Below are 19,547 nucleotides of genomic sequence, written 5' to 3' on the forward strand. Positions count from 1 at the left end.
GCCTTGCGCCGCCGCCGACAGGCCGGCAGCGACCTCGCGCCGCAGGATGGCCAGCTTTTCCTGCTCCTGCGCACGATCCCGCTGCAGGAGGCGCAATGCCTCGCGCACCACCTCGCTCGACGACGAGTAGCCGCCCGTCGCGACTTTGGTGCGCAAATGGGCATGCCGGCGGAGTCCTCGCCAGGGCAGAGGTAATCAGACGACCTTGCGGGTTACTGGCATGCCCAAGCTGGTCATGAGGTTCATGACCTTGCAGCCGATGGCCGCTTCGACTTTCTGCGCGGGTAGAGTCCGAGCGCGGAGGCTGCGTCCGATGAGAACCTTGTACCTCAGGATCGCCACCTCAACCAGCGATCTGCGGCCGTACTGGACCGCGCGCTGCCAGCCAAGCCGCCCGCGCTCCTTGATCATCCGGATGTGGCGGTCGCGCCGGGTGGGGGCGGTCTCGGCGCTGTCGCTCACCACCGCAGTGGCGCGCGGCGGGATGATCACCTCGGCGTTCGGCGCACGCTCGGCAACGGCGCAATAGATGGGCTCGCCGTCGTACGCGCCGTCAGCCAGGACCGCAGTGATCGGGCGGGTGATCTGATCAAGCAACGGGGCGTTGTCAGGTTGGCGTTGGCCGCTCTGGCATGGCAGGTTGGCCAGCATGAGCACGACGTCCAATCCCTATCGCGGTTTCCGCTTTCCGGCCGAGATCATCAGCGAAGCGGTGTGGCTGTACCACTGCTTCAGCCTGAGCCTGCGCGAAGTCGAGCTGATGCTGGCGGCGCGCGGCATTGAGGTCAGTTACGAGACCATCCGGGAATGGGGCCTCCGGTTCGGGCGCGACTTCGCCAATACCCTCAAGCGGCGCCGGCCCAAGCCGGGCGACAAGTGGTTCCTGGACGAGGTTTTCATCCGCATCCGCGGCAAACAGCACTACCTGTGGCGCGCTATCGACCAGAACGGGGTGGTGCTGGACATCCTGGTCCAGAGCCGGCGCAACACGAAGGCGGCCAAGCGTTTCTTCCGCAAGCTGCTGAAGGAGCTGCGCTATGCCCCGCGTGTCTTGGTGACCGACAAGCTGAAATCCTACGACGCAGCGAAGAGGGAGATGAAGCTCGGCAGCGAACACAGGCAGTGCCGATACCTGAATAATCGCTGCGAAGTCTTGCATCAGCCGACCCGGCAGCGCGAGCGGCAGATGAAGCGGTTCAAATCAGTCCGACACGCCCAGCGGTTTCTCTCCATCCACAGCCGGATCCACACTCACTTCCAACTGCGCCGCCACCTGATCTCCGCCTCCGAGTACCGCGTCGCCCGTGCTCGCGCCTTCACCGCTTGGCGCGAGGTGACCGGGCTTGCTCAGGCCAGCTGACCAACGACCCTGCAGCGGGGCGGCTCAGCCTCACTGCGTCCTTGGCTGGTCAAGTTGACAACACCTCGATGACCGCCTCGACCGTGCCGGTCTTGCCGCGCAGATAGGCGGGCACGCGGTAATGGCCGATGGGGCTGCGGGTGAGGATGCGGACGGTGTCGCCGGGCCGGAAAACCGGTCTCTCGCCAAGCGCCGTCACGATGCCCGGCAGTGGCGCCGTAGCGGCCGGTTCAGCTTGTCGGTTCACGCGAACCTCCTTCTTCGACAGGGCCATGGGTTAGCCGGCTCAGGAATTTCTGAGGGTTGGCGGGGCGAACAGGGCTCCGGGGGAGGGAGCCCTGTCCGGCCCGATCAGCCGGCGGCGCGGGGATGGTCCGCCGGTTCCGTTCCAGAAGGCGAACGGATCGTTATGGTCCGTCTCCCGGAACCATGGCGGCCATACTGCCCGTCCCTGCCAGGACAGTCTTGGACAGGGCGCCGCTGATTTGAACGCTGCACAGTTTCGACACCGGTCGGTTCGCGGCATCCGGCTTTCGTTCAAATCGACAGTGGCTTTTCACAAGATCGCCAACGGCTTGATGGGAATAGTCGGACAAGCCAGCCGGGCCACGCCCCGGCCCCCTGTCCACCACCAAGGCCGGATGACATGCCCAAGACACTGCGTGTCGGTCACATCGACCTCAGCTTTCATGACGCCAGCGCCCACGAGGTGGAGAGCATCCTCGCCGCCCACGGCCATGACATCGAACGCTCGGCCGCACCGCACGAGGAGATGTTCCGGCGGATGGCGCGCGGCGAGATCGACATGCTGGTCTCGGCTTGGCTGCCGGCCAGCCACGGCGCCTATCTCGCCCCCTTCGAGCAGGAAGTGACTAAGATCACCATCCTCTACGAGCCCTACTGCATCTGGGGCGTGCCCGACTATGTGCCGGAGGAGGCGGTGGCGGGCGTCGCCGACCTGCTGAAGCCGTCGGCACTCGACCGGATGGAAAGATTGATCCAGGGCATCAACCCCGGCGCCGGGATCAGCCGCTTTTCCAAGGCCATCGTCGAGCAGTATGGACTGGACCGCGCCGGCTACGAGTTCCGCACCGGCACCGAGGAGGATTGCTTCGGCCGCTACATGCAGGCAGTTGCCGACCAGCGCTGGGTGGTGGTGCCGCTGTGGCATCCGCAATGGCTGCACAACCGCTACCGCATCCGTGCGCTGGTGGAGCCCAAGGGGCTTCTCGGCCGCCAGGACGAGGCGACGCTGATCATCCGCAAGGATGCGGAGGCACGCATCGACCCAGCCGCACTCGCCGCGCTCGCCGACCTCCATCTGGGAAATGCGCGGGTCAGCGCGCTGGACGACCGCCTTCAGGTCTCCGGCCCCCCGGCCGCGTGAGCGCTCTCTACAGCAAAGCCAATTTCACAAGAAAGACGACCATGACATCGAAACTCTTCGCTCTGGCCTTTGCCACGTCGGCTATTGCGCTTGCCGTATCCTTGCCCGCCGTCGCACAGGCACAACAGAAGGTCGAGGTCGTCACCGACCTGACCGGCGCCATGCCGACCGGCGTCACCGTGGCGCCCAACGGCCGGATCTTTGTCAACTATCCACAATGGGGCGACAAAAGCCCATTCACCGTGGCGGAGTTGAAGGACGGCAAACCGGTCGCCTATCCCGATGCCGCCCTGAACCGGGCGGATGCCGGAGACGCAACCAACCATCTGATCAGCGTCCAGAGCGTCGTCGCCGACGGTGCCAACCGTCTGTGGATCCTCGACACCGGCGCTCCCGGCTTTTCAGCCCCTATCCCTGGCGGCGCCAAGCTGCTGGCGGTCGATCTCGCCACGAACAGGGTGGTGAAGACGATCCTGCTGGGCGCCGACGTCGTGCTGCCCACGACCTACGTCAACGACATGCGCTTCGACCTGCGCCAAGGCACGGGAGGTGTCGCGTACGTCACCGACAGCTCGATCACCGGACCGGGCGGGCTGATCGTCGTCGATCTGGCGTCCGGCAAGGCCATGCGCCGCCTATCCGGCCACCCCAGCACCATGCCCGACAAGGATTTCGTCCCGGTGATCGAGGGCGAGACGTTGATGGTCCGGCCCAAGGATGCGGCACCCACCCCGTGGATGGTGGCGTCGGACGGCATCGCCATCTCCGCCGACGGCGACACGCTCTATTACTGTGCCCTGTCGAGCCGGCATTTCTACGCCGTGCCCACCGCCCTGCTGCGTAATCCGGACGCGACCGACAGAGACATCGCCGGAGCGATCCGCGACCTCGGCCCCAAGGCGCCATCGGACGGGCTGGCCGAGGATGACAAGGGCCGCCTCTATGCCGGCGATTACGAGCACGGCACGATCCGCCGCTTCACCGGCGGTCGCTGGGAGACGATTGCCGAGGATCCGCGCATCCTGTGGCCGGATACGCTGTCGGTCGGCACGGACGGCTATCTCTACTTCACCGCCAACCAGCTTCATCGCCAGGGCGGCTTTCATGGCGGCCAGGACCTGCGCCGCCCGCCCTACCAGCTTCTGCGCGTGAAAATCGATGCCGGTCCGGTTCTGTTGAAATGAGCAACCTGGGAGCAACTGCGATGACCGCACCCGAGCGTGGCCCTACCAGCCGGCACCTGCGGCAGCGGTGCCGGAACTCTCAGGAGACACGACCATGATGCTCAACTGGAACGAATACCGTCAGCAGGTCCTCACCGGTGTCGGCGACATCGCCAGGCTCAGCCCCGACACGGTGAAGGGCTATGCCGGGCTCAGCGGCGTCGGCCAGAAGAAGGACCTCCTGGGCGCCAAGGTGCGGGAACTGATCGCGCTGGCGGTCGCCGTCAGTATCCGTTGCGACGGCTGTATCGCCGTTCATACCGAAGCGGCCATCAAACACGGCGCCACCCAGGAGGAGATCGCAGAGGCGTTGGGCGTCGCCGTCGCCCTGAACGCCGGGGCGGCGTTGGTCTATTCCACCCGCGTGATGGACGCCTACGCCGCGCACGGCTGAACCGAAGGCGGCGGAGACAAGCCATCGGGCCACCGCCGCCCTCTTGCCGGGCTTCCTGCGCCGGAAAATTCCGTCACTGTTCTTCAGAAACCCCGTCGATCCGATGCTTGTGCCGCCACAGCCGGGGCGCCTCACCGGCAACGCGACGAAAGATGCGGGAGAAATGCGACTGGTCCGAAAAGCCGCAGTCGAGCGCGATCTGCGACAAGGGTGTGGTCGTGGTTTCCAACAGTTCCTTCGCCCGCTCCATCCGCCGGCGCACGATGTAGGAATGCGGCGGGCAGCCGAAGCTGTCCTTGAACGCCTGACAGAAGTAGCCGCAACTGAGCTTCGCCGCCGCCGCCAAATCCCGGTTGCGGATGGAACTGGCGAGATGGGCATCGATGTAGGCGGTCACCCGCCGCACCTGCCAAGCCGCAAGCCCGGCCTTCGCCAGCTCTGCTTTCTGGCCGCCATCGTCTGACGCGTCACGGTCATGACGATGTTCGCCGCCGGCGCGCTGCAACCGGGCGAGGGCCAGCGACAGGCAATGCTCCACCGACTGCCGATCCGGCGCCAGCATGTCGTTCGCCACCCGTAGCAGCCAATCGGCCGCAGCCGTAAACCTGTCGCCGTCATTCCGCGCCTAGCGGACGGTTGCCGGAGCCGCCAGCGCCAGAGGACGGCGCAACGTCTCGGAAGCAGCCATATCCATGTCGATCTCCTGCTCAGGTCACCTTGACGGCGACAGTGCCGAAGGCCCTAGTGTGCGGGAACCCATACCCAGGTATCGATGGCCGGATGGAGACCGGAGGAACCGCTGCGCGCTTCACGTACCTCCCCCGCGATTCAGCCTCTGCGCCATAGCGTCGAGAAACAGCCTTACGCGCGTCGGCAACTGCCGCTGAGACGGGAAGAGTGCGCAAACAGGCGCCGTGTCGCCATGCCAGCCCGGCAAAACCCGCAACAGCCGGCCCGCAGCAAGATCGTCCTCGACGTCAATCCGCGACTTCAAGATCAGGCCACAGCCGGCAAGCGCCCAATCCTGGGCAACGTCGCCGTTGTCGCTCCGCAGGCGCGACGCGGTCTCCACCTCGATGACGGCGCCGCCGGGCCCCAGCAGGCGCCAATGCCCGCCGGTGCCGCGATACTGAATGCAGTCGTGGTTCTCCAGTTCCTGCGGCGAGGCGGGATAGCCGCGGCGTTCGAGATAGGACTGCGCGCCGACCACGATGCGGTGGTTGTCGGCCAGCCGGCGCATGACGAGCGTCGAATCCTTGGGCGCCCCTATTCGCACCACCACGTCCATGCACTCATCGATCAGGTCGACCATGCGATCAGTCAAACAAAGATCGACCGATATCCCGCTATAAACCTCGACAAGCTCACGGCAGACAGGACCGACATGCATGCGCCCCAGCGCTGCCGGCGCGCCCACCCGTAACATGCCCTGCGGCTCCACTCGGCCATGACTCAGCGCTTCCTCCGCTTCGGCGATCTCGGCAAGGATGCGCTGGGCGTGTTCGTAAAGCCGCTGCCCCTCCTCCGTGAGGGCGAGGCGCCGGGTGCTTCGGGCGACCAGCCGCGTGTCGGTCCGCCGCTCCAGCGATGCCAGACGCTTGCTGACGACGCTGAGCGCCAGATTCATTTCCCTCCCGGCGGCGGACAGGCTGCCCGCGGCGACGATGCGGACGAAGGTGCGAAGCTCGGCAATGTCATCAAGCATGCGCGCCGCATTCTTTCCGATTGATGGAGGGTGTTTCGATCAGGCGCAGGATACTGCGTGATTTTGCGAAGGCCTAGATTTCTCTTCAAAGGATGGGCGGGTCGGCAACGCGTCTCTCCCCATCCAAATCCATCAGGGCCAGAACTCTACAAGGAATACACCATGTTCGAGACCTTGAAGAACACGCGCGTGCTGGTGATCGGCGGCAGTTCCGGCATCGGATTGGCGACTGCGACCGCCGCCGCGCGGGCCGGCGCTTCGGTCAGCATCGCCTCGCGGTCGCGTGACAAGTTGGATGCGGCAGTGGCCAGGATCGGCGGCGATGCGCGCGCCGCCGTGCTTGACACCCGCGACTTGCAGGCCGTCGAGAGCTTTTTCACTGACGGGCCGGCATGGGACCATGTCGTCGTCTCCGCAGCGCAAACCCCCGGCGGTCCGGTGCGGGGCCTTGCCGTCGCCGACGCCCGGACGGCCATGGACAGCAAATTCTGGGGCGCCTATCACGTCGCCCATGCCGCCAAAATTCGCGATGCGGGGTCACTGACCTTCGTGTCGGGTTTCCTCAGCGTCCGGCCGTCCGCCACCTCCGTCCTGCAGGGCGCGATCAATGCGGCGCTGGAGGCGCTGGCCCGCGGGCTGGCGCTGGAACTCGCCCCGGTGCGGGTCAACGCCGTGTCACCCGGCCTGATCGAAACACCGTTGTGGTCGGGGCTGCCTGAAGAGAAACGGGAAGCGATGTTCGCGGGCGCGGCCCAGCGCCTGCCATCCCGCCGGGTTGGCCAGCCCGAGGACATCGCGAATGCCGTGCTGTTCCTTGCCACCACGCCTTTCGCGACCGGTTCCACCGTACGCGTGGATGGCGGCGGCGCCATCGCTTGATCTGCCTTGCCCGCCCAATGCACCTCATGTTCTGGAGATCACGATGACTGCTGCGATCCACCATTTCGCCCGCGCCGCTCTGTTCGCGGCGGCCCTGGGCTCCATCCCCGCCGGTGCCGCCCTGGCTGCGGACGGCATCACGATCCGTGATCTGGTCATGTCGGCTCCGCAGTCCGACGCCCACATTGATGCGACGGTCAGGGCGGTGCGCGCCTTCTATGATTTCTGGAACACCGGAGACGAGGCCTATCTGAAGCACGCGATTTCCGACCGCTTCACCGACCGTACCCTGCCCGCCGGTCGGCCACAGGGTCCGGAAGGACCGGCCTTCGCCTCCCGCGCATTCCGCATCGCCGTGCCGGATTTGGGCGTCACCGTGGAAAAGATGATTGTGGCCGGCGATTATGTCACCGTCCATTAGCGTGTTGCATGGATGGGGGCGGTATCGTAGGTCGAGCCCCCGTCTCCGTTCCGGTCACCCACTATGCCGCACAAGGCCAATGCCGCTCGTCGCCATCACATTCCCCGGGCGAAGCGCACAGTGACGAACTGGGCCGAATACGACGCTGCCCTGCGCCAACGCGGCAGCCTCACGCTCTGGGTCACCGACAAGGCGATCGAGCAGTGGAAGGCGGCGCCCCGCACCACACCGGGTGGGCAGCCCCACTACTCGGACTTGGCGATCACAACGGCGCTGATGCTGAAGGCGGTGTTCCGGCTGGCGCTGCGCCAGACCGAGGGGCTGATCGGCTCCGTTCTCCAGCTGCTCGGGGTGGATCTGCCGGTGCCAGACCACTCCACCATTGCCCGCCGTGCCCGGACGGTGACGCTGCTCTCCGCGCCGCGTTCGAGCGGCGGGCCCCTCCACCTGTTGGTGGACAGCACGGGGCTGAAGCTGTGCGGGCCGGGCGAATGGCTGATCGAGAAGCACGGCACCAAACGGCGGCGTTCCTGGCACGCTCTGCATATTGGGATGGATGCCAGCACGGGCCGGATCGTTGCCGCCACGCTGACCGAGCGTGGTGTTGACGATGCCTCGCAGGTCGGCCCATTGCTCGATCAGATCACCGAGCCCGTGGCCTCCGTAACCGGAGACGGCGCGTATGACCGGACCCGGGTTTACGCGGCGGTCCAGCAGCGTCATCCCGCGGCCACGGTGGTGGCGCCACCGCGCGTCGATGCCGTGCTCAGCGCCACCGCCGCAATCGCTCCCACGCAACGCGACCGCCACATCCAGACCATCGCTGAGGTGGGCCGGATGGCCTGGCAACGGACCAGCGGCTACAACAGGAGGGCTGGCGTGGAGAGCCAAATGGCGCGCTGGAAAGGCGCTCTCGGCGAGGCGCTGCGCTTCCATTGCGACCAAGCGCAGGCCACCGAAGTCGCAATTGGTGTCATCGTCCTCAACCGCATGCTCGACCTCGGACGCCCGAACTCCGTCCGCGTCGCCTGATCACCAGCGGGGCTGGGGCGATCTCTTGCCCCACTCGCCTCGCTGCAACACGCTACCAGTCGCTGGAAAAGCAGGAGTTCAGCTACGTCTTCGCCGGCACCGACCGCAACGGCGAACCGCCGCCGGCCGGCCGCTATACACAGGGCGCCTCGCTGGATGGCAAGGGCCAGTTCACCGCGATGCAGGCGCAGCCGCTGGGCGAGGAACCCACCCTGGGTCCGGCGCGGGCCGGATCAGGCGCGCAGAAGGAACAAATGGGCACGAGCCCGGAGGCTTAGCGACAGCCGTCCGGTCGTGGACACGCGGGGAGCGGATGTCGGGGATCGTTGCCTCGGTCGACTCCTCCCACAAGGTGGCGGCCCGCGTCGCTCCCCGCGTGCCTCTTCATGTAACAGCCTTCATCGGAACCGGCGGATTGCGCATCGCCGGCTTAGAGCCGCCTTCTCACCAACGGCGTGTCGCAAGCCGATTCGAAAGCCATGAGTGTCGGCTCTGATCCCTCCATCACACCCGCCGACATCGAGCGGGGAAAGGGTGCGCTGGTCCGCGACGGCGCCTGGGCCAATGTCGTCGGCGCCCTGTCGGGCGGCATTATCCTGGTCGGCTTGGCGCTGGAACTCGGCGCCGGGCCGCTCGCCATTGGAACGCTTGCCGCCATCCCGTTCTTCGGTCAGCTGGCGCAGATCCCCGCCATCGGCCTCGTCGAGCGCGTGAGGCAGCGGCGCAGGATCGCCGTCTGGTCGATCACTGCCGGGCGCGTCGTGCTGGCGATCGCCCTGCTGCCCTTTCTGTAGGACAGGTCCACGGCGCTGATGCTGCTGGTCTCGGGCCAAGCAATGGGGGCAGCTGTCGGATCGCCTGTCGAACAAGGTGCTCCTGGCACTGGCGGCACCCGCGCTGCGGCAGAAGGTTTCGCCGCCGTGACCGGACAACGCACCGCGGAGCAGCTCATGCGATAGAGTCGTATGCACCGATACCGACGGCCATCGTCAATGGTCGTCGGTCCTCATCAGTCATCGTGCCCTGCCAGTTCCAACGGGCGGCGTTCATCCAGGTCGAAGGCGTCACCGGCGCTCAGCACGTGAAGCCGCACGTCATAGAGCGACAAGGCTCTCTCCGGCCGGGCCTCGGCGATGTTGGAATGGGTAATGCCCGCGCCGTCGACGGCATAAACAGCACCGCTGCCGATGACGCTGAACCGGTCACCCTCGACCACAATTGCCGTGTCCTCGTCAATGCCGATGCCCAGCACGCGGGGATTGTGCGCCACCGCGCCCAACAGGCGGCCGATGCGGCCCCGCTCGGCGAAATGCTGGTCGATGATGACGTCGCGGACCAGCCCGATGCCCGGCGCCATGTGCAGGTCGCCGATGCGGTAGGATTCGCGGCTCGATCCCTTGACCAGCATGGTATCGCTCATCACCGATGCCCCGGCCGAGGTGCCGGCCACCAGTCCGCCGGCGGTGAAGATGTCGCGGACCCGGCGTTCGATCGGCGTGTCGCCGATCTGGCTGCTGATGCGCAACTGGTCGCCGCCGCTGAAGAACACCCCCGCGGCCCCGTCGAACAGCGCCAGCTTGGCCGGATCCAGGGTTTCGGAGCGGTCCTGGACGTAGAGCTCGACCACCTCGGTGACGCCCAAATCGGCCAGCGCCTTGCGATAGGCGTCGGCATAGCCCTCCGGCTCGTGCGAGGCGACGGTGGCCAGAACCAGCTTGCCGCCCTGCAAGCACCGGGCGACCTCGCGCAGGATCAGGCGCTCACCCTCCTTGTCCTCGTGCCCGCCGATGATGATCAGCGTTCCCGCCTTGCTGGGGCCGGCCTTGCTGCTTGGCGTCTTCCGGCCGGCCGGTTTGTGATCGCTCATTCCGTCTCCTCGATCTCGTTGCGGTGCAGATGCACATGGGGGCCGCCCAGGTCCGATCCGGCATAGGCGACGGCGAAGCCGCCGCTGTTGTGGGACCAGCCGACGCGCCCCCGGCGGTCGAGCGCGATCCCGCCGCCATCGCCGCCGACCCGCGCGAACCACGCGACGGCGTGGTCGAGGGCCGCCTGTGGCGCATCCACTTCCATCGCCAGCATCGTCCTGGCTGCCATCATCGCGCGGGCAATGCTCTCGCCGTCGCCGGAGAAGGCGGCGCCGCCGACGGCATTGTCGGCGTAGAGGCCGCAGCCGGGCAGAGGGGAGTCGCCGACCCGCCCCGGACGGCAACCCTCCAGACCACCGGTCGAGGTGCCGGCGGCAAGATCGCCGAAGCGGTCGAGCGCGACGCAGCCGACGGTGTCGTGGCCACACTCACCGGTTGGAGCGGTCTCGTCCACGATCAGATCCGCCGGATCGCAAAGCTCGGCCCCCGTTTCCTTGGCGAAGCGATGGGCGCCGTCACCCGCCAGCAGGGTCGGCGCTTCGCGAAGCATCCGCCGGGCGACCGACACAGGGTGGCGCACGCCCATCAGTGCCGCGACGCCGCCGACGTCGAGCGTGCGCCCGTCCATCATCGCGGCGTCGGTTTCCACCACGCCGTCGGCGTTGCGGACGGAGCCGCGGCCGGCGTTGAATGTGGGATCGTCCTCCAACTGCCGGATCACCGCCTCCGTCGCGTCCAGCGCCGTGCCGCCGTTCTCAAGGATGGCCTGCCCGATGCGCAACGCGGCGAGGCAGCCGGCGCGGTTGGCCTCCTCCCGTTCCGGAGCGATGTCCTTCGCCCCGCCATGCAGGATCAGCGCCCAGCGCGCTTCCGCGACGGCGCTCATCTCACTCCCGCCAAGCCGATGGCCGCCGCCCGCAGGGGTGTGATGTCATCAGGGGGGGGAGCAGGGCGGAAGCGCAGCACCTGCTGCCACATGGCGTCGACCTCAGTCGGCGTCAGGACCACCAGATCGCCGGCACCGGCCGTTCTGAGGCAGAAATCGGCCGCCTCCAGTTCGTCCAGGATGGTTCGCATGCGATGCTCAGGAAAGCCGGCGCGCCGAGCCCCCTCGCTGAGCAAGGCGACGATCTCGCCCGGCCGGCGTCCGCGCCGGGCCGGATCCTCGCGGAAGACGATCTCGTCGAACAGGGCGGCCGCGATGGCTCCCATCTCGCGCATGTCGTCGTCACGCCGGTCACCGGGGATGTTGACCATGCCGATGATCTGGCGATGTCGGGGGCGCAGCCCGTCGATCGCCCGTCCCAGCGCCCGTAGGCCGGCGGGATTGTGGGCATAGTCCAGAATCACGCGGAAGCCGTGCGCGTCATGCAGGTTCAGCCGGCCCGGACATTGTTCATAGGAGGAGGTGAAGCCGGACAACGCCGAGCGGATCACCGCCGGCGGCACCCCATGGGCGTAGGTCATGGCGACCGCGGCCAGCGCGTTCTGCACGTTGAACTCTGCCACGCCCTCCAGCGTCGCCGGGATTTCGGCGGCCTTCATCAGGACCATCCGCTCCCTGTCCTCATAAATGGCGATCCGCCCGTCCTCGCGCACCACGGCCATGCCGCCGTGGCGGATGTGGTCGCGCAACGGCTCCGCCATCGCCTCGCCGCCCTGCAGGCTGAACAGGACGATGCGGCCTCCGGCGTGCCGGCGCATGGCGAGCGTGCGGGGATCGTCGGCATTCAGCACGCTGTGGCCATCGCGGTGTACCGCCTCGACCACCACCGACTTGACGTCGGCCAGATCCTCGACAGTCTCAACCCCCTTCAGGCCGATGTGATCCTCCTCGACATTGGTCACCACGCCGACGTCGCAGCGGTCGAAGCCGAGGCCCTCGCGCAGGATGCCGCCGCGGGCGGTTTCCAGCACCGCGGCGTCGACGCTGGGGTTGCGCAGGATCATGCGGGCGCTCTTCGGGCCGCTGGCGTCCCATTCGCCGATCACCTCGTCGTCGATATGGACGCCGGTGGTGGAGGTGTAGCCGACGCGCAGGCCGCTGTGGCGCAGGATGTGGGCGGCCATCCTCACCGTGGTCGACTTGCCGTTGGTGCCGGTGACGGCAAAGACCGGTATGCGGCTGGGCGCCCCGCGCGGGAACAGCATGTCCAGAACCGGCCGGGCGACGTTGCGCGGCAGCCCTTCCGACGGTTCCAGGTGCATGCGGAAGCCGGGGGAGGCATTGACCTCCACCACGCCGCCGCCGGTCTGGCGGAGCGGCTGGGAGATATCGGGGGCAACCACGTCGATGCCGGCGACGTCCAGCCCGACGGCAAGCGTCGCCCGGCGAGCCATGGCGGCATTGTCGGGGTGGATCTCGTCGGTGCGGTCGATGGCGGTGCCGCCGGTCGACAGGTTCGCGGTATCGCGCAGGACGACCCGCTGCCCGGCGGCCGGCACGCTGTCCAGCGTCAGCCCGCTGCGGGCCAGCAGGTCCCGCACATGGTCATCGACCGTGATGCGGGTCATCACCGTCTCATGGCCTTCGCCGCGGCGGGGGTCCTGGTTCACCCGGTCGATCAGGGCGGCGATAGTCGCAGCGCCATCGCCGACGACATGGGCCGGCACCCGTTCCGCCACCGCCACCACGGCGCCGTTCACCACCAGAATGCGAAAGTCGCGGCCGGGGTAGCACTGCTCAACAATAACGCGGCGGCTGTGGCGGGCGGCCAGTTCGAACCCGCGGCGTACGGCGTCGGCGGAGGCGAGATCCAGGCTGACGCCGCGGCCATGGTTGCCGTCCAGCGGTTTGGTGACGACCGGGTGGCCCAGCCGCTCGGCGGCCGCCACCGCCTCGTCGGCGCTGCGCACCACCCGACCGCGCGGGACGGGCACGCCGGCCTCCGTCAGCAGCGCCTTGGTCAGGTCCTTGTCGCCCGCGGCGTCGCTGGCGATCTGCGAGGTCAGGCTGGTGATGCTGGCGCGCAGCCGGCGCTGGTGGCAACCCTGGCCCAACTGGATCAGGCTGTGGTTGTCCAGCCGCATGGTCGGGATGCCGCGCCGCTCCGCCTCCTGCACCAGGGCGCGGGTGGTGGGGCCGAGTGCGACGCGGGCCGCCAGCCGCCTCAGCGCCGCGACCGCAACGGCGAGGTCGAAAGGCTGCTCCAACTCCGGGCAGCCGTCCGCGTCATGGACGATGCCGAGGCCTTGGACGCCACGCAGTTCCTCCGGCAGCAACGAGTCCACCAGTTGCAGGGCGAGCCGTCCGGCCAGACGGCCGACCTCCTCCTCCATATACTGGAAAAGCAGGTTGTAGACGCCGGGACGCCCCTTCACGGAACGGGTCTTGCCGCGGGTGACCGGGGTGCCGGCCAGGGTCTGCAGTTCGATCGCCACATGCTCTGCGACGTGGCCCAGCCAAGTGCCCTCGTCCAGCCGGCGGAGGAAGCCGCCCGGCGTACCGAAGCAGCAGCCATGGCGGTCGAGGCCGGGCAGCATCGCCCGCAGCCGCTCCGTGAAGCCGGACAGACGGTTGGATGGCCACTCCTCCAGCGTGCCGAGGTCCAACTGGATGCGCACCATCGGCAGGGAACCATAGAGGTGCGGGCCGCGGTAGACGCTCCGCTCGAGGACGCGCATCGGCCGAGCCTGCGCCCGGGCGGGCGCGACGCCTTCTCCAGAGTCCATGTATGAATCCTGTGGGGGTGGTGGTTGGGATTCCGTTTTTCTTATCTTTATTGGGTGGTGTTGATGGCCGCTTGTCTGCGGCACTGTTGTTTGTCGCCGAAGCCGGAGTTGTTGTTCGCATATCATCAAACATGATGCTTGATGGCGTGGTTCCAGAGGGGCTGGCATCTACGTCTTGCGCCCAGTCCACTTACCAATTTCGGGAAAGCTGCGGTGCATAAAGTATTGCTCGCAAGACGGGTTGCGGATGTCCCGCTGTGGTTACACCCGCCCTTCGCACCGCCGGGTATGAGAAGGCCGGACCGATAGCCGCCATGCGGTGGCTCGACGACAGGAGCAGCGATCGTGAGTGCCAACCCGATGATGGCCGTGCTGGACAGCCTGTGGACGGAGGATGCTCCGCGTCCCGCGACGGACCGGGCGGAGGCCCGCAAGCACCGGATCGCCGAACGTCTGGCTCTGGGGGACTCCCGCGCCGACGCGGAGCGCTTCGCCGACGCGGTGGATGCGTGGCTCCGCCGCCTGGACGCCGAGGAGACGGTGCAACATCGGCCGGCAATGGATGGCGTTTGCTGATCGGCTTGCCCGTTTTCACATCACGGGAAGCGCGGCCGGGGAGAGCGGCTCGTGCTGCTCCATGGCAACACGACCATGGCGCCCGTGCACTCCACCGGATGAAGAACCGTCAGGCGGCGAGGTGCGAGGCGAAGCGGGCATAGTCCGCCTCGTCCAAGCACACCCGCAAACGGACACGGTCTTCTTCGTCGCGGCGATCCAGCACTTGGCCATGATCATAAAGCCATGCCAGCGTCCTGCCGTCGGATGCGGGGATGTCCAGTTCCATCAGTCGTTTGCCTTGCGACAAGCGACGGTCGAGCAGGCGGAGCAGATCGTCCAGCCCTTGCCCGGCCAGTGCCGACACCGCAACGGCGGCCCCATGATCCGTCGAGCCGTTGTTGGCGAACCGCATCTCCAGGGCGGCGCGGTGGGTCGTCGACAGCAGGTCGGTCTTGTTCAGCACCTCGATCACGCGCGGGTCGCGAGACGCATCGATGTCCAAGTCGCCCAGCACACGCTCCACATCCTCCCTCTGCGCTTCGCTGTCGGGGTGCGAGACATCCCGCACATGCAGGATGATATCGGCGGCCTGCACCTCCTCCAGCGTGGCGCGGAAGGCGGCGACCAAACCATGCGGTAGGTCGGAAATGAAGCCGACCGTGTCAGACAGCGCCGCCCTGCGTCCGGAGGGCAGGGTGATTTGCCGGACCGTGGGATCGAGCGTGGCGAAGAGTTGGTTCTCCGCATGGACCTGGGCGCCCGACAGGGCGTTGAAGAGGGTCGATTTGCCGGCATTGGTGTAGCCCACCAGCGCGATCATCGGCGTTGCGGCACGCTGGCGAGCGCTGCGGTGGAGCGCACGGGTGCGGCGCAGGTCGGCGATCTCGCGCTTCAGTCGGGTGATCCGCTCGCCGATCAGACGGCGATCCAGTTCGATCTGTGTTTCGCCCGGACCGCCCAGGAAACCGAAGCCGCCACGCTGGCGTTCCAGATGGGTCCAGGATCGGACGAGGCGGGAGCGCTGGTAGGTCAGGGCCGCCAGTTCCACTTGAAGCTGACCCTCGTGGCTGCGTGCCCGTTCGCCGAAAATCTCGAGGATCAGCCCGGTGCGGTCGATCACCTTTGCCGAGGCCGCAAGTTCCAGGTTGCGCTGCTGCACCGGTGTCAGCGGATGGTCCACGATGACGAGGTCGATGCCCTGGGCTTCCACCATATCGGCAATACGCTGCACGGTTCCACGGCCGAAGAGTGTCCCGGCATCGGGTCTGGCGATCTTGGCTATCTCTTGCTGGACCACGTCGAGCTGGATTGCTTCGGCCAACCCGTGGGCCTCCTGCAGCCGGGCCGCCGGAGTCCGGGCGGTGTGGCCATTGGAAAGGACCGGCACGATCACCAGGGCATGGGTCGGCGAGGCGCCGTCGACCTGTCCGGTCCGGCGCCAGGTCCCCGCTTCGCTGGAGCCACTGTCCTCGGCTCCGTCCGACGCCAGTGTCGGCGCGGCGGTGGGAACCGGGCGACCATCCTCCTGATCGGCCTCGAACGACGTGGTGAGGGCGCGCTTGCTGTCATGTGCGGCCATGATGGCAAAACTCCCCAATTGGGAATTGATTGAAGGCTGCCCTAGCGGGAAGCCGGCCCGGCCGCGGCTTGCCGGCATTCGCCCTTGCCCCAACCGGCCTGTCGCCATGCCGTTCCTACCGCTTCCGCGCACGGCTTGCGTCGGTTCGAACCATTGGCGGGCGCTATGATCGGTGTCACTGCCGTCAGGTTCTGACCATCCGGGGCGTGGTCGCCGCTTCGATGCCTGCAGTCACTTCGCAAAAGTGTAGCCGGCTTGCTGACCGTCTGTTTGCCTTGTCTGTGCTGTGCTTCGCCAAATATCAGGCTTCCGGCACATGCAGGCGGTCCCCTGTGGACGTCGTGCCGCCAACCGGGTGTGATCGGTCCACTGGAAATCAATAATGGGCAGGTGTTTCCGCGGCCCTCTCCGCCATTCGATCCCCTTCCCACGACCGAGGGTCCACGATGCCGGCCTCCAGCACGGACAATCCCCCGACCGATGCTCCTCCTGACGCGTGGCACGATGACCGGTGGAACATCGTGTCCAACTCGCCGCCTTCCCGTCAATTCTCGCAGCTTCCGCAGATCAAGTGAGCGTCCGCCTGTGGCTTTTCGCCGGACGAGATGTTCCTGGATCATCGTGGCAAGGAACCATGCGCCGGGGGAGGCCGATATGAAACGGATGTCGCTGACGGCTGGCGAGACGGAGGAAGCGGCCGGCTGGGTGTGCCGGATCGGCGAGGCTGTCGGAGAACTCGCGTGCGGTGACCGTGCGTCGGGTGACGGCATCGTGACGGCGCCGGACATCGCCATGGCGCTTGATGTGCTCGCCGATGATCTCGACGCCATTCTTGGGGGAGGTACGCCCGCCGACCGGCGCGGCACCGTCGAAGAGGATGCGCAAAAGCTGGCAGCTGCGATCTGGGTTCGTGTGCGCGTTCATCTTCGGCCGGATCAATCGCTGCGCCCGTTGTATTCGGCGGTGCGTGTCATGCACGACCAAGCCTTGATCCGATCCTGCACAGTTCAATCCGATGTCACCCGGAGAGTTTGGCCTCCCAGTCCAGGGGACTAAGAGTGGGAAGACTTCCAAGGGGTGGGACTGCCGCATCGCGGCCCCGCTCAGATCATGACAGTCGAGAGAAAGATATTGCCATGACCGCGATAGAACCCGGGGACGGCGGACTCGGTCGGGAGCCGGGCGGGCATGGACCGGACGGGACTGGGGCGAGACATGCGCGCCCCGCCCGACAACTGCGGCGGCGCGCGGGCGCGGGTGGTTTGGCTTCCCTGTACGGCGCAGTCGTCGTGGTCACCGGCGCGTCGAGCGGTATCGGGCGGGCCATTGCCGGCGAATTCGCGCGCAACGGCGCCGTCATAGTGCTGGCGGCCCGCCGCGAGGAGGCTCTGCACGAGGTGGCGCAGGCATGCAATGCTGCAGGAGGGCATGCGGTCGCGGTGCCGACCGACGTCACCCGTGCCGAGGAGATGGAGCGGCTCGCCCGCAGCGTGGCCGTCCGCTTTGGACGCATCGATCTATGGGTGAACAACGCGGGCGAAAGCCTGTGGGGGGCCTTCGAGGACATACCGATCGCCACTCACACCCGTTTGGTGCAGTTGAATCTCCTGGGCGTGATCCACGGCTCCCATGCGGTGCTTCCCTACTTTCTTCATCAGGAGCACGGGACGCTGATCAACGTATCGTCCTTTGCCGGTCAGGTACCGCTGCCCTGGGCCGCCACCTACAGCGCCACGAAGTTCGGTGTGCGTGGCCTGACGGAAAGCTTGCGCCATGAGCTTGCCGACCGGCCGGGGATCCGGGTTTGCGGCGTATATCCCGGCTTCGTCGATACACCGACCTTCGGCAATTCCGCGAATTACACCGGGCATGAGTTGCGGCCGGTGCCGCCGGTGTCCGATCCGGCGGCGGTGGCGCGCGCCGTGGTCAGCCTTGCGCGGCATCCACGCCGGGCGGCCGATGTCGGGCTGGCGCCGAAGCTCGCCATCCCCTATGCCCTGGCACCGGACCTGACCGGCCGGCTGCTGTCCCGCCTGGGGGGGCGGTTCCTGCGCCTTGGACCGTCGGCAGCGGACACGGACGGTATTCTGTTCGCGCCCGCCGAGAGTTCGGCTGCGGAACGTGGCGGCTGGCGTGCACGCGACCGGAGAGGTGCCGGCACCGCACTGGGCATTGGCCTGGTGGCGGCCGGCGCCCTGGCACTGCTGATCCGCAGCACCTTGCGCGGAGCACGACCAATCAATCGCGGCCAGCGAGCGGCCGCATTGGGAGAAAGAGACGATGGTCCAGTTCAACCTGCCGCGGAACTCGCGGATCAGTGAAGGCCGGCGGATCGATGCGGCGCAAGGTGCCCGTACCGCCCGCAGCTTCCGGATTTATCGATGGAATCCGGAGGATGGCCAAAACCCTCGCATGGACACCTTCATTCTGGACACCGGCAAGTTTGGGCCGATGATTCTGGATGCGCTGATTCACATCAAGAATACCGTGGACAGCACATTGACCTTCCGCCGGTCTTGCCGCGAGGGCATCTGCGGGTCATGCGCCATGAACATGGGCGGCACCAACGGCCTAGCCTGTCTGAAGGCGATCGAGGACGTGCCGGGAGACGTGACGATCTATCCGCTGCCGCACATGCCGGTGGTGAAGGATCTCGTGCCCGATCTCACCCACATCTATGCCCAGCACGCGTCGATCGAGCCATGGCTGAAGACGCGCTCCCCGACGCCGAGCCGCGAGCGGCTGCAGTCGCCGGAAGATCGTGCCAAATTGGACGGGCTCTATGAATGCATCCTGTGCTTCTGCTGCTCCACCGCCTGCCCCAGTTACTGGTGGAACGGTGAGCGCTTTCTGGGACCTGCGGTGCTGTTGTGGGCCTATCGCTGGATCGTCGACAGTCGTGACGAGATGACGGGCGAACGGCTGGATGATCTTGAGGATCCCTTCCGCCTGTACCGCTGCCATACCATCATGAATTGCGCCAAAACCTGCCCGAAAGGGCTGAATCCTGCCAAGGCGATTTCGGAGATCAAAAAGCTGCTGGTCGTCCGCCGTTGAGGGTATCACGACTGGAATGCGGTCAAGGAGCATTCCAACGTCGCTCGTCAAGGTGACGCTTAGGTTAGGCGTGTTGGAGCAGGTTGTGTGATGTACTTGGCATGAGCGGCCATGTGAGCAGCATCAAAATTTGGCCGGGAGCAAACCCAGCCATTTGCTCCGATCCAGAGTGCTGTTTTGTCAGTTGCAGATGGAGCGAGTCTTGACAAGCAAGGTCTGACACTATCCGGCAGGGTGTGTGATGGACCGCGTTCGGTAAAGGCCAAATCCTGCCCCAGACTTGAACCTGCGAACCTACCCGGGCCAGATCGCCGGTTGGTTTCTCGACCAGTCCGCTCACTAGAGCGATCTTGGAGGCCCACCTCGGGGCGCCACGTCTGTTGCGATGGGCGATCGCATCGGATGCACCGCC

General features: G+C 66.7%; 20 protein-coding genes and 1 pseudogene. 12 read left to right on the top strand and 9 right to left on the bottom strand.

Features of this window, described 5'->3' with window-relative positions:
• Both VD964_RS24395 and VD964_RS24400 read right to left on the bottom strand, forming a co-directional pair.
• Positions 1-156 (bottom strand): ribbon-helix-helix domain-containing protein (locus VD964_RS24395; RefSeq protein ID WP_324871103.1); only part of this gene is annotated, 156 nt, incomplete at its 3' end.
• Between the two features lie 39 nt (positions 157-195).
• A pseudogene (locus tag VD964_RS24400) lies at positions 196-597 on the bottom strand (transposase); the annotation flags it as partial.
• Positions 598-649: 52 nt separating this feature from the next.
• Here VD964_RS24400 and VD964_RS24405 point away from each other — a divergent pair.
• Positions 650-1,360: an IS6 family transposase gene (locus VD964_RS24405; protein WP_324871084.1), complete on the top strand. Its 711-nt coding sequence runs from the start codon at positions 650-652 to the stop codon at positions 1,358-1,360.
• 49 nt (positions 1,361-1,409) lie between these two features.
• Here the strand turns inward: VD964_RS24405 and VD964_RS24410 are convergent, their stop codons facing one another.
• Positions 1,410-1,607 carry an SH3-like domain-containing protein gene (locus tag VD964_RS24410; protein WP_324871085.1) on the bottom strand — a complete coding sequence of 66 codons (198 nt, stop codon included), beginning with the start codon at positions 1,605-1,607 and terminating at the stop codon, positions 1,410-1,412.
• A gap of 399 nt (positions 1,608-2,006) precedes the next feature.
• On the opposite strand from VD964_RS24410, the gene VD964_RS24415 reads away from it, so the two are divergent.
• The 3 genes from VD964_RS24415 to VD964_RS24425 all read left to right on the top strand — a co-directional run bounded on the left by VD964_RS24415 (position 2,007) and on the right by VD964_RS24425 (position 4,364).
• Complete coding sequence (locus VD964_RS24415) at positions 2,007-2,747, top strand: glycine betaine ABC transporter substrate-binding protein (RefSeq protein ID WP_324871086.1); 741 nt, start codon at positions 2,007-2,009, stop codon at positions 2,745-2,747.
• A gap of 41 nt (positions 2,748-2,788) precedes the next feature.
• Positions 2,789-3,931 carry an L-dopachrome tautomerase-related protein gene (locus VD964_RS24420; protein ID WP_324871087.1) on the top strand — a complete coding sequence of 381 codons (1,143 nt, stop codon included), beginning with the start codon at positions 2,789-2,791 and terminating at the stop codon, positions 3,929-3,931.
• Positions 3,932-4,025: 94 nt separating this feature from the next.
• Positions 4,026-4,364 carry a carboxymuconolactone decarboxylase family protein gene (locus tag VD964_RS24425; RefSeq protein WP_414637259.1) on the top strand — a complete coding sequence of 113 codons (339 nt, stop codon included), beginning with the start codon at positions 4,026-4,028 and terminating at the stop codon, positions 4,362-4,364.
• Positions 4,365-4,437: 73 nt separating this feature from the next.
• Here VD964_RS24425 and VD964_RS24430 read toward each other — a convergent pair whose 3' ends face one another.
• Both VD964_RS24430 and VD964_RS24435 read right to left on the bottom strand, forming a co-directional pair.
• Positions 4,438-4,926: an AraC family transcriptional regulator gene (locus tag VD964_RS24430; RefSeq protein ID WP_324871088.1), complete on the bottom strand. Its 489-nt coding sequence runs from the start codon at positions 4,924-4,926 to the stop codon at positions 4,438-4,440.
• A gap of 246 nt (positions 4,927-5,172) precedes the next feature.
• Positions 5,173-6,069, bottom strand: coding sequence for a LysR family transcriptional regulator (locus VD964_RS24435; RefSeq protein WP_324871090.1), 897 nt, complete (start codon positions 6,067-6,069; stop codon positions 5,173-5,175).
• A gap of 162 nt (positions 6,070-6,231) precedes the next feature.
• Here VD964_RS24435 and VD964_RS24440 point away from each other — a divergent pair, with 162 nt between their 5' ends.
• From VD964_RS24440 to VD964_RS24455, 4 genes are all read left to right on the top strand, one after another.
• On the top strand, positions 6,232-6,948 hold the full coding sequence (locus VD964_RS24440; protein WP_324871091.1) for an SDR family oxidoreductase: 717 nt from the start codon (positions 6,232-6,234) through the stop codon (positions 6,946-6,948).
• A gap of 43 nt (positions 6,949-6,991) precedes the next feature.
• Positions 6,992-7,369, top strand: coding sequence for an ester cyclase (locus VD964_RS24445; RefSeq protein WP_324871092.1), 378 nt, complete (start codon positions 6,992-6,994; stop codon positions 7,367-7,369).
• A gap of 63 nt (positions 7,370-7,432) precedes the next feature.
• Complete coding sequence (locus VD964_RS24450; RefSeq protein ID WP_324871093.1) at positions 7,433-8,401, top strand: IS5 family transposase; 969 nt, start codon at positions 7,433-7,435, stop codon at positions 8,399-8,401.
• Between the two features lie 479 nt (positions 8,402-8,880).
• On the top strand, positions 8,881-9,195 hold the full coding sequence (locus tag VD964_RS24455) for a hypothetical protein (protein ID WP_324871094.1): 315 nt from the start codon (positions 8,881-8,883) through the stop codon (positions 9,193-9,195).
• Between the two features lie 215 nt (positions 9,196-9,410).
• On the opposite strand, the gene VD964_RS24460 is transcribed toward VD964_RS24455, so the two are convergent.
• From VD964_RS24460 to cphA, 3 genes are read right to left on the bottom strand one after another with little or no spacing between them, the layout of a single operon-like run.
• Positions 9,411-10,268, bottom strand: coding sequence for a cyanophycinase (locus tag VD964_RS24460; RefSeq protein WP_324871095.1), 858 nt, complete (start codon positions 10,266-10,268; stop codon positions 9,411-9,413).
• Positions 10,265-11,155, bottom strand: coding sequence for an isoaspartyl peptidase/L-asparaginase family protein (locus VD964_RS24465; protein WP_324871096.1), 891 nt, complete (start codon positions 11,153-11,155; stop codon positions 10,265-10,267). Before VD964_RS24465 ends, VD964_RS24460 begins: the two co-directional genes overlap by 4 nt.
• A complete protein-coding gene (cphA, locus tag VD964_RS24470; RefSeq protein WP_324871097.1) occupies positions 11,152-13,941 on the bottom strand; it encodes a cyanophycin synthetase in 2,790 nt (929 codons plus the stop codon). The genes VD964_RS24465 and cphA overlap by 4 nt, the downstream gene beginning before the upstream one ends.
• 345 nt (positions 13,942-14,286) lie before the next feature.
• On the opposite strand from cphA, the gene VD964_RS24475 reads away from it, so the two are divergent.
• Positions 14,287-14,517, top strand: a complete 231-nt coding sequence (locus VD964_RS24475) for a hypothetical protein (RefSeq protein WP_324871098.1) — start codon at positions 14,287-14,289, stop codon at positions 14,515-14,517.
• A gap of 109 nt (positions 14,518-14,626) precedes the next feature.
• Here the strand turns inward: VD964_RS24475 and hflX are convergent, their stop codons facing one another.
• A complete protein-coding gene (hflX, locus tag VD964_RS24480; protein WP_324871099.1) occupies positions 14,627-16,078 on the bottom strand; it encodes a GTPase HflX in 1,452 nt (483 codons plus the stop codon).
• A gap of 654 nt (positions 16,079-16,732) precedes the next feature.
• Here hflX and VD964_RS24485 point away from each other — a divergent pair.
• The 3 genes from VD964_RS24485 to VD964_RS24495 all read left to right on the top strand — a co-directional run bounded on the left by VD964_RS24485 (position 16,733) and on the right by VD964_RS24495 (position 19,135).
• The gene (locus VD964_RS24485) at positions 16,733-17,134 is read left to right on the top strand and encodes a hypothetical protein (protein ID WP_324871100.1); all 402 of its coding nucleotides are present in this window, start codon (positions 16,733-16,735) and stop codon (positions 17,132-17,134) included.
• A 206-nt stretch (positions 17,135-17,340) separates the two neighbouring features.
• Positions 17,341-18,399, top strand: coding sequence for an SDR family oxidoreductase (locus VD964_RS24490; protein ID WP_324871101.1), 1,059 nt, complete (start codon positions 17,341-17,343; stop codon positions 18,397-18,399).
• Positions 18,359-19,135 carry a succinate dehydrogenase iron-sulfur subunit gene (locus tag VD964_RS24495; protein WP_324871102.1) on the top strand — a complete coding sequence of 259 codons (777 nt, stop codon included), beginning with the start codon at positions 18,359-18,361 and terminating at the stop codon, positions 19,133-19,135. Before VD964_RS24490 ends, VD964_RS24495 begins: the two co-directional genes overlap by 41 nt.
• Positions 19,136-19,547 lie beyond the last annotated feature (412 nt).

It is taken from the genome of Azospirillum sp., from assembly GCF_035628975.1.
In the GTDB taxonomy this organism is placed as follows: domain Bacteria; phylum Pseudomonadota; class Alphaproteobacteria; order Azospirillales; family Azospirillaceae; genus Azospirillum.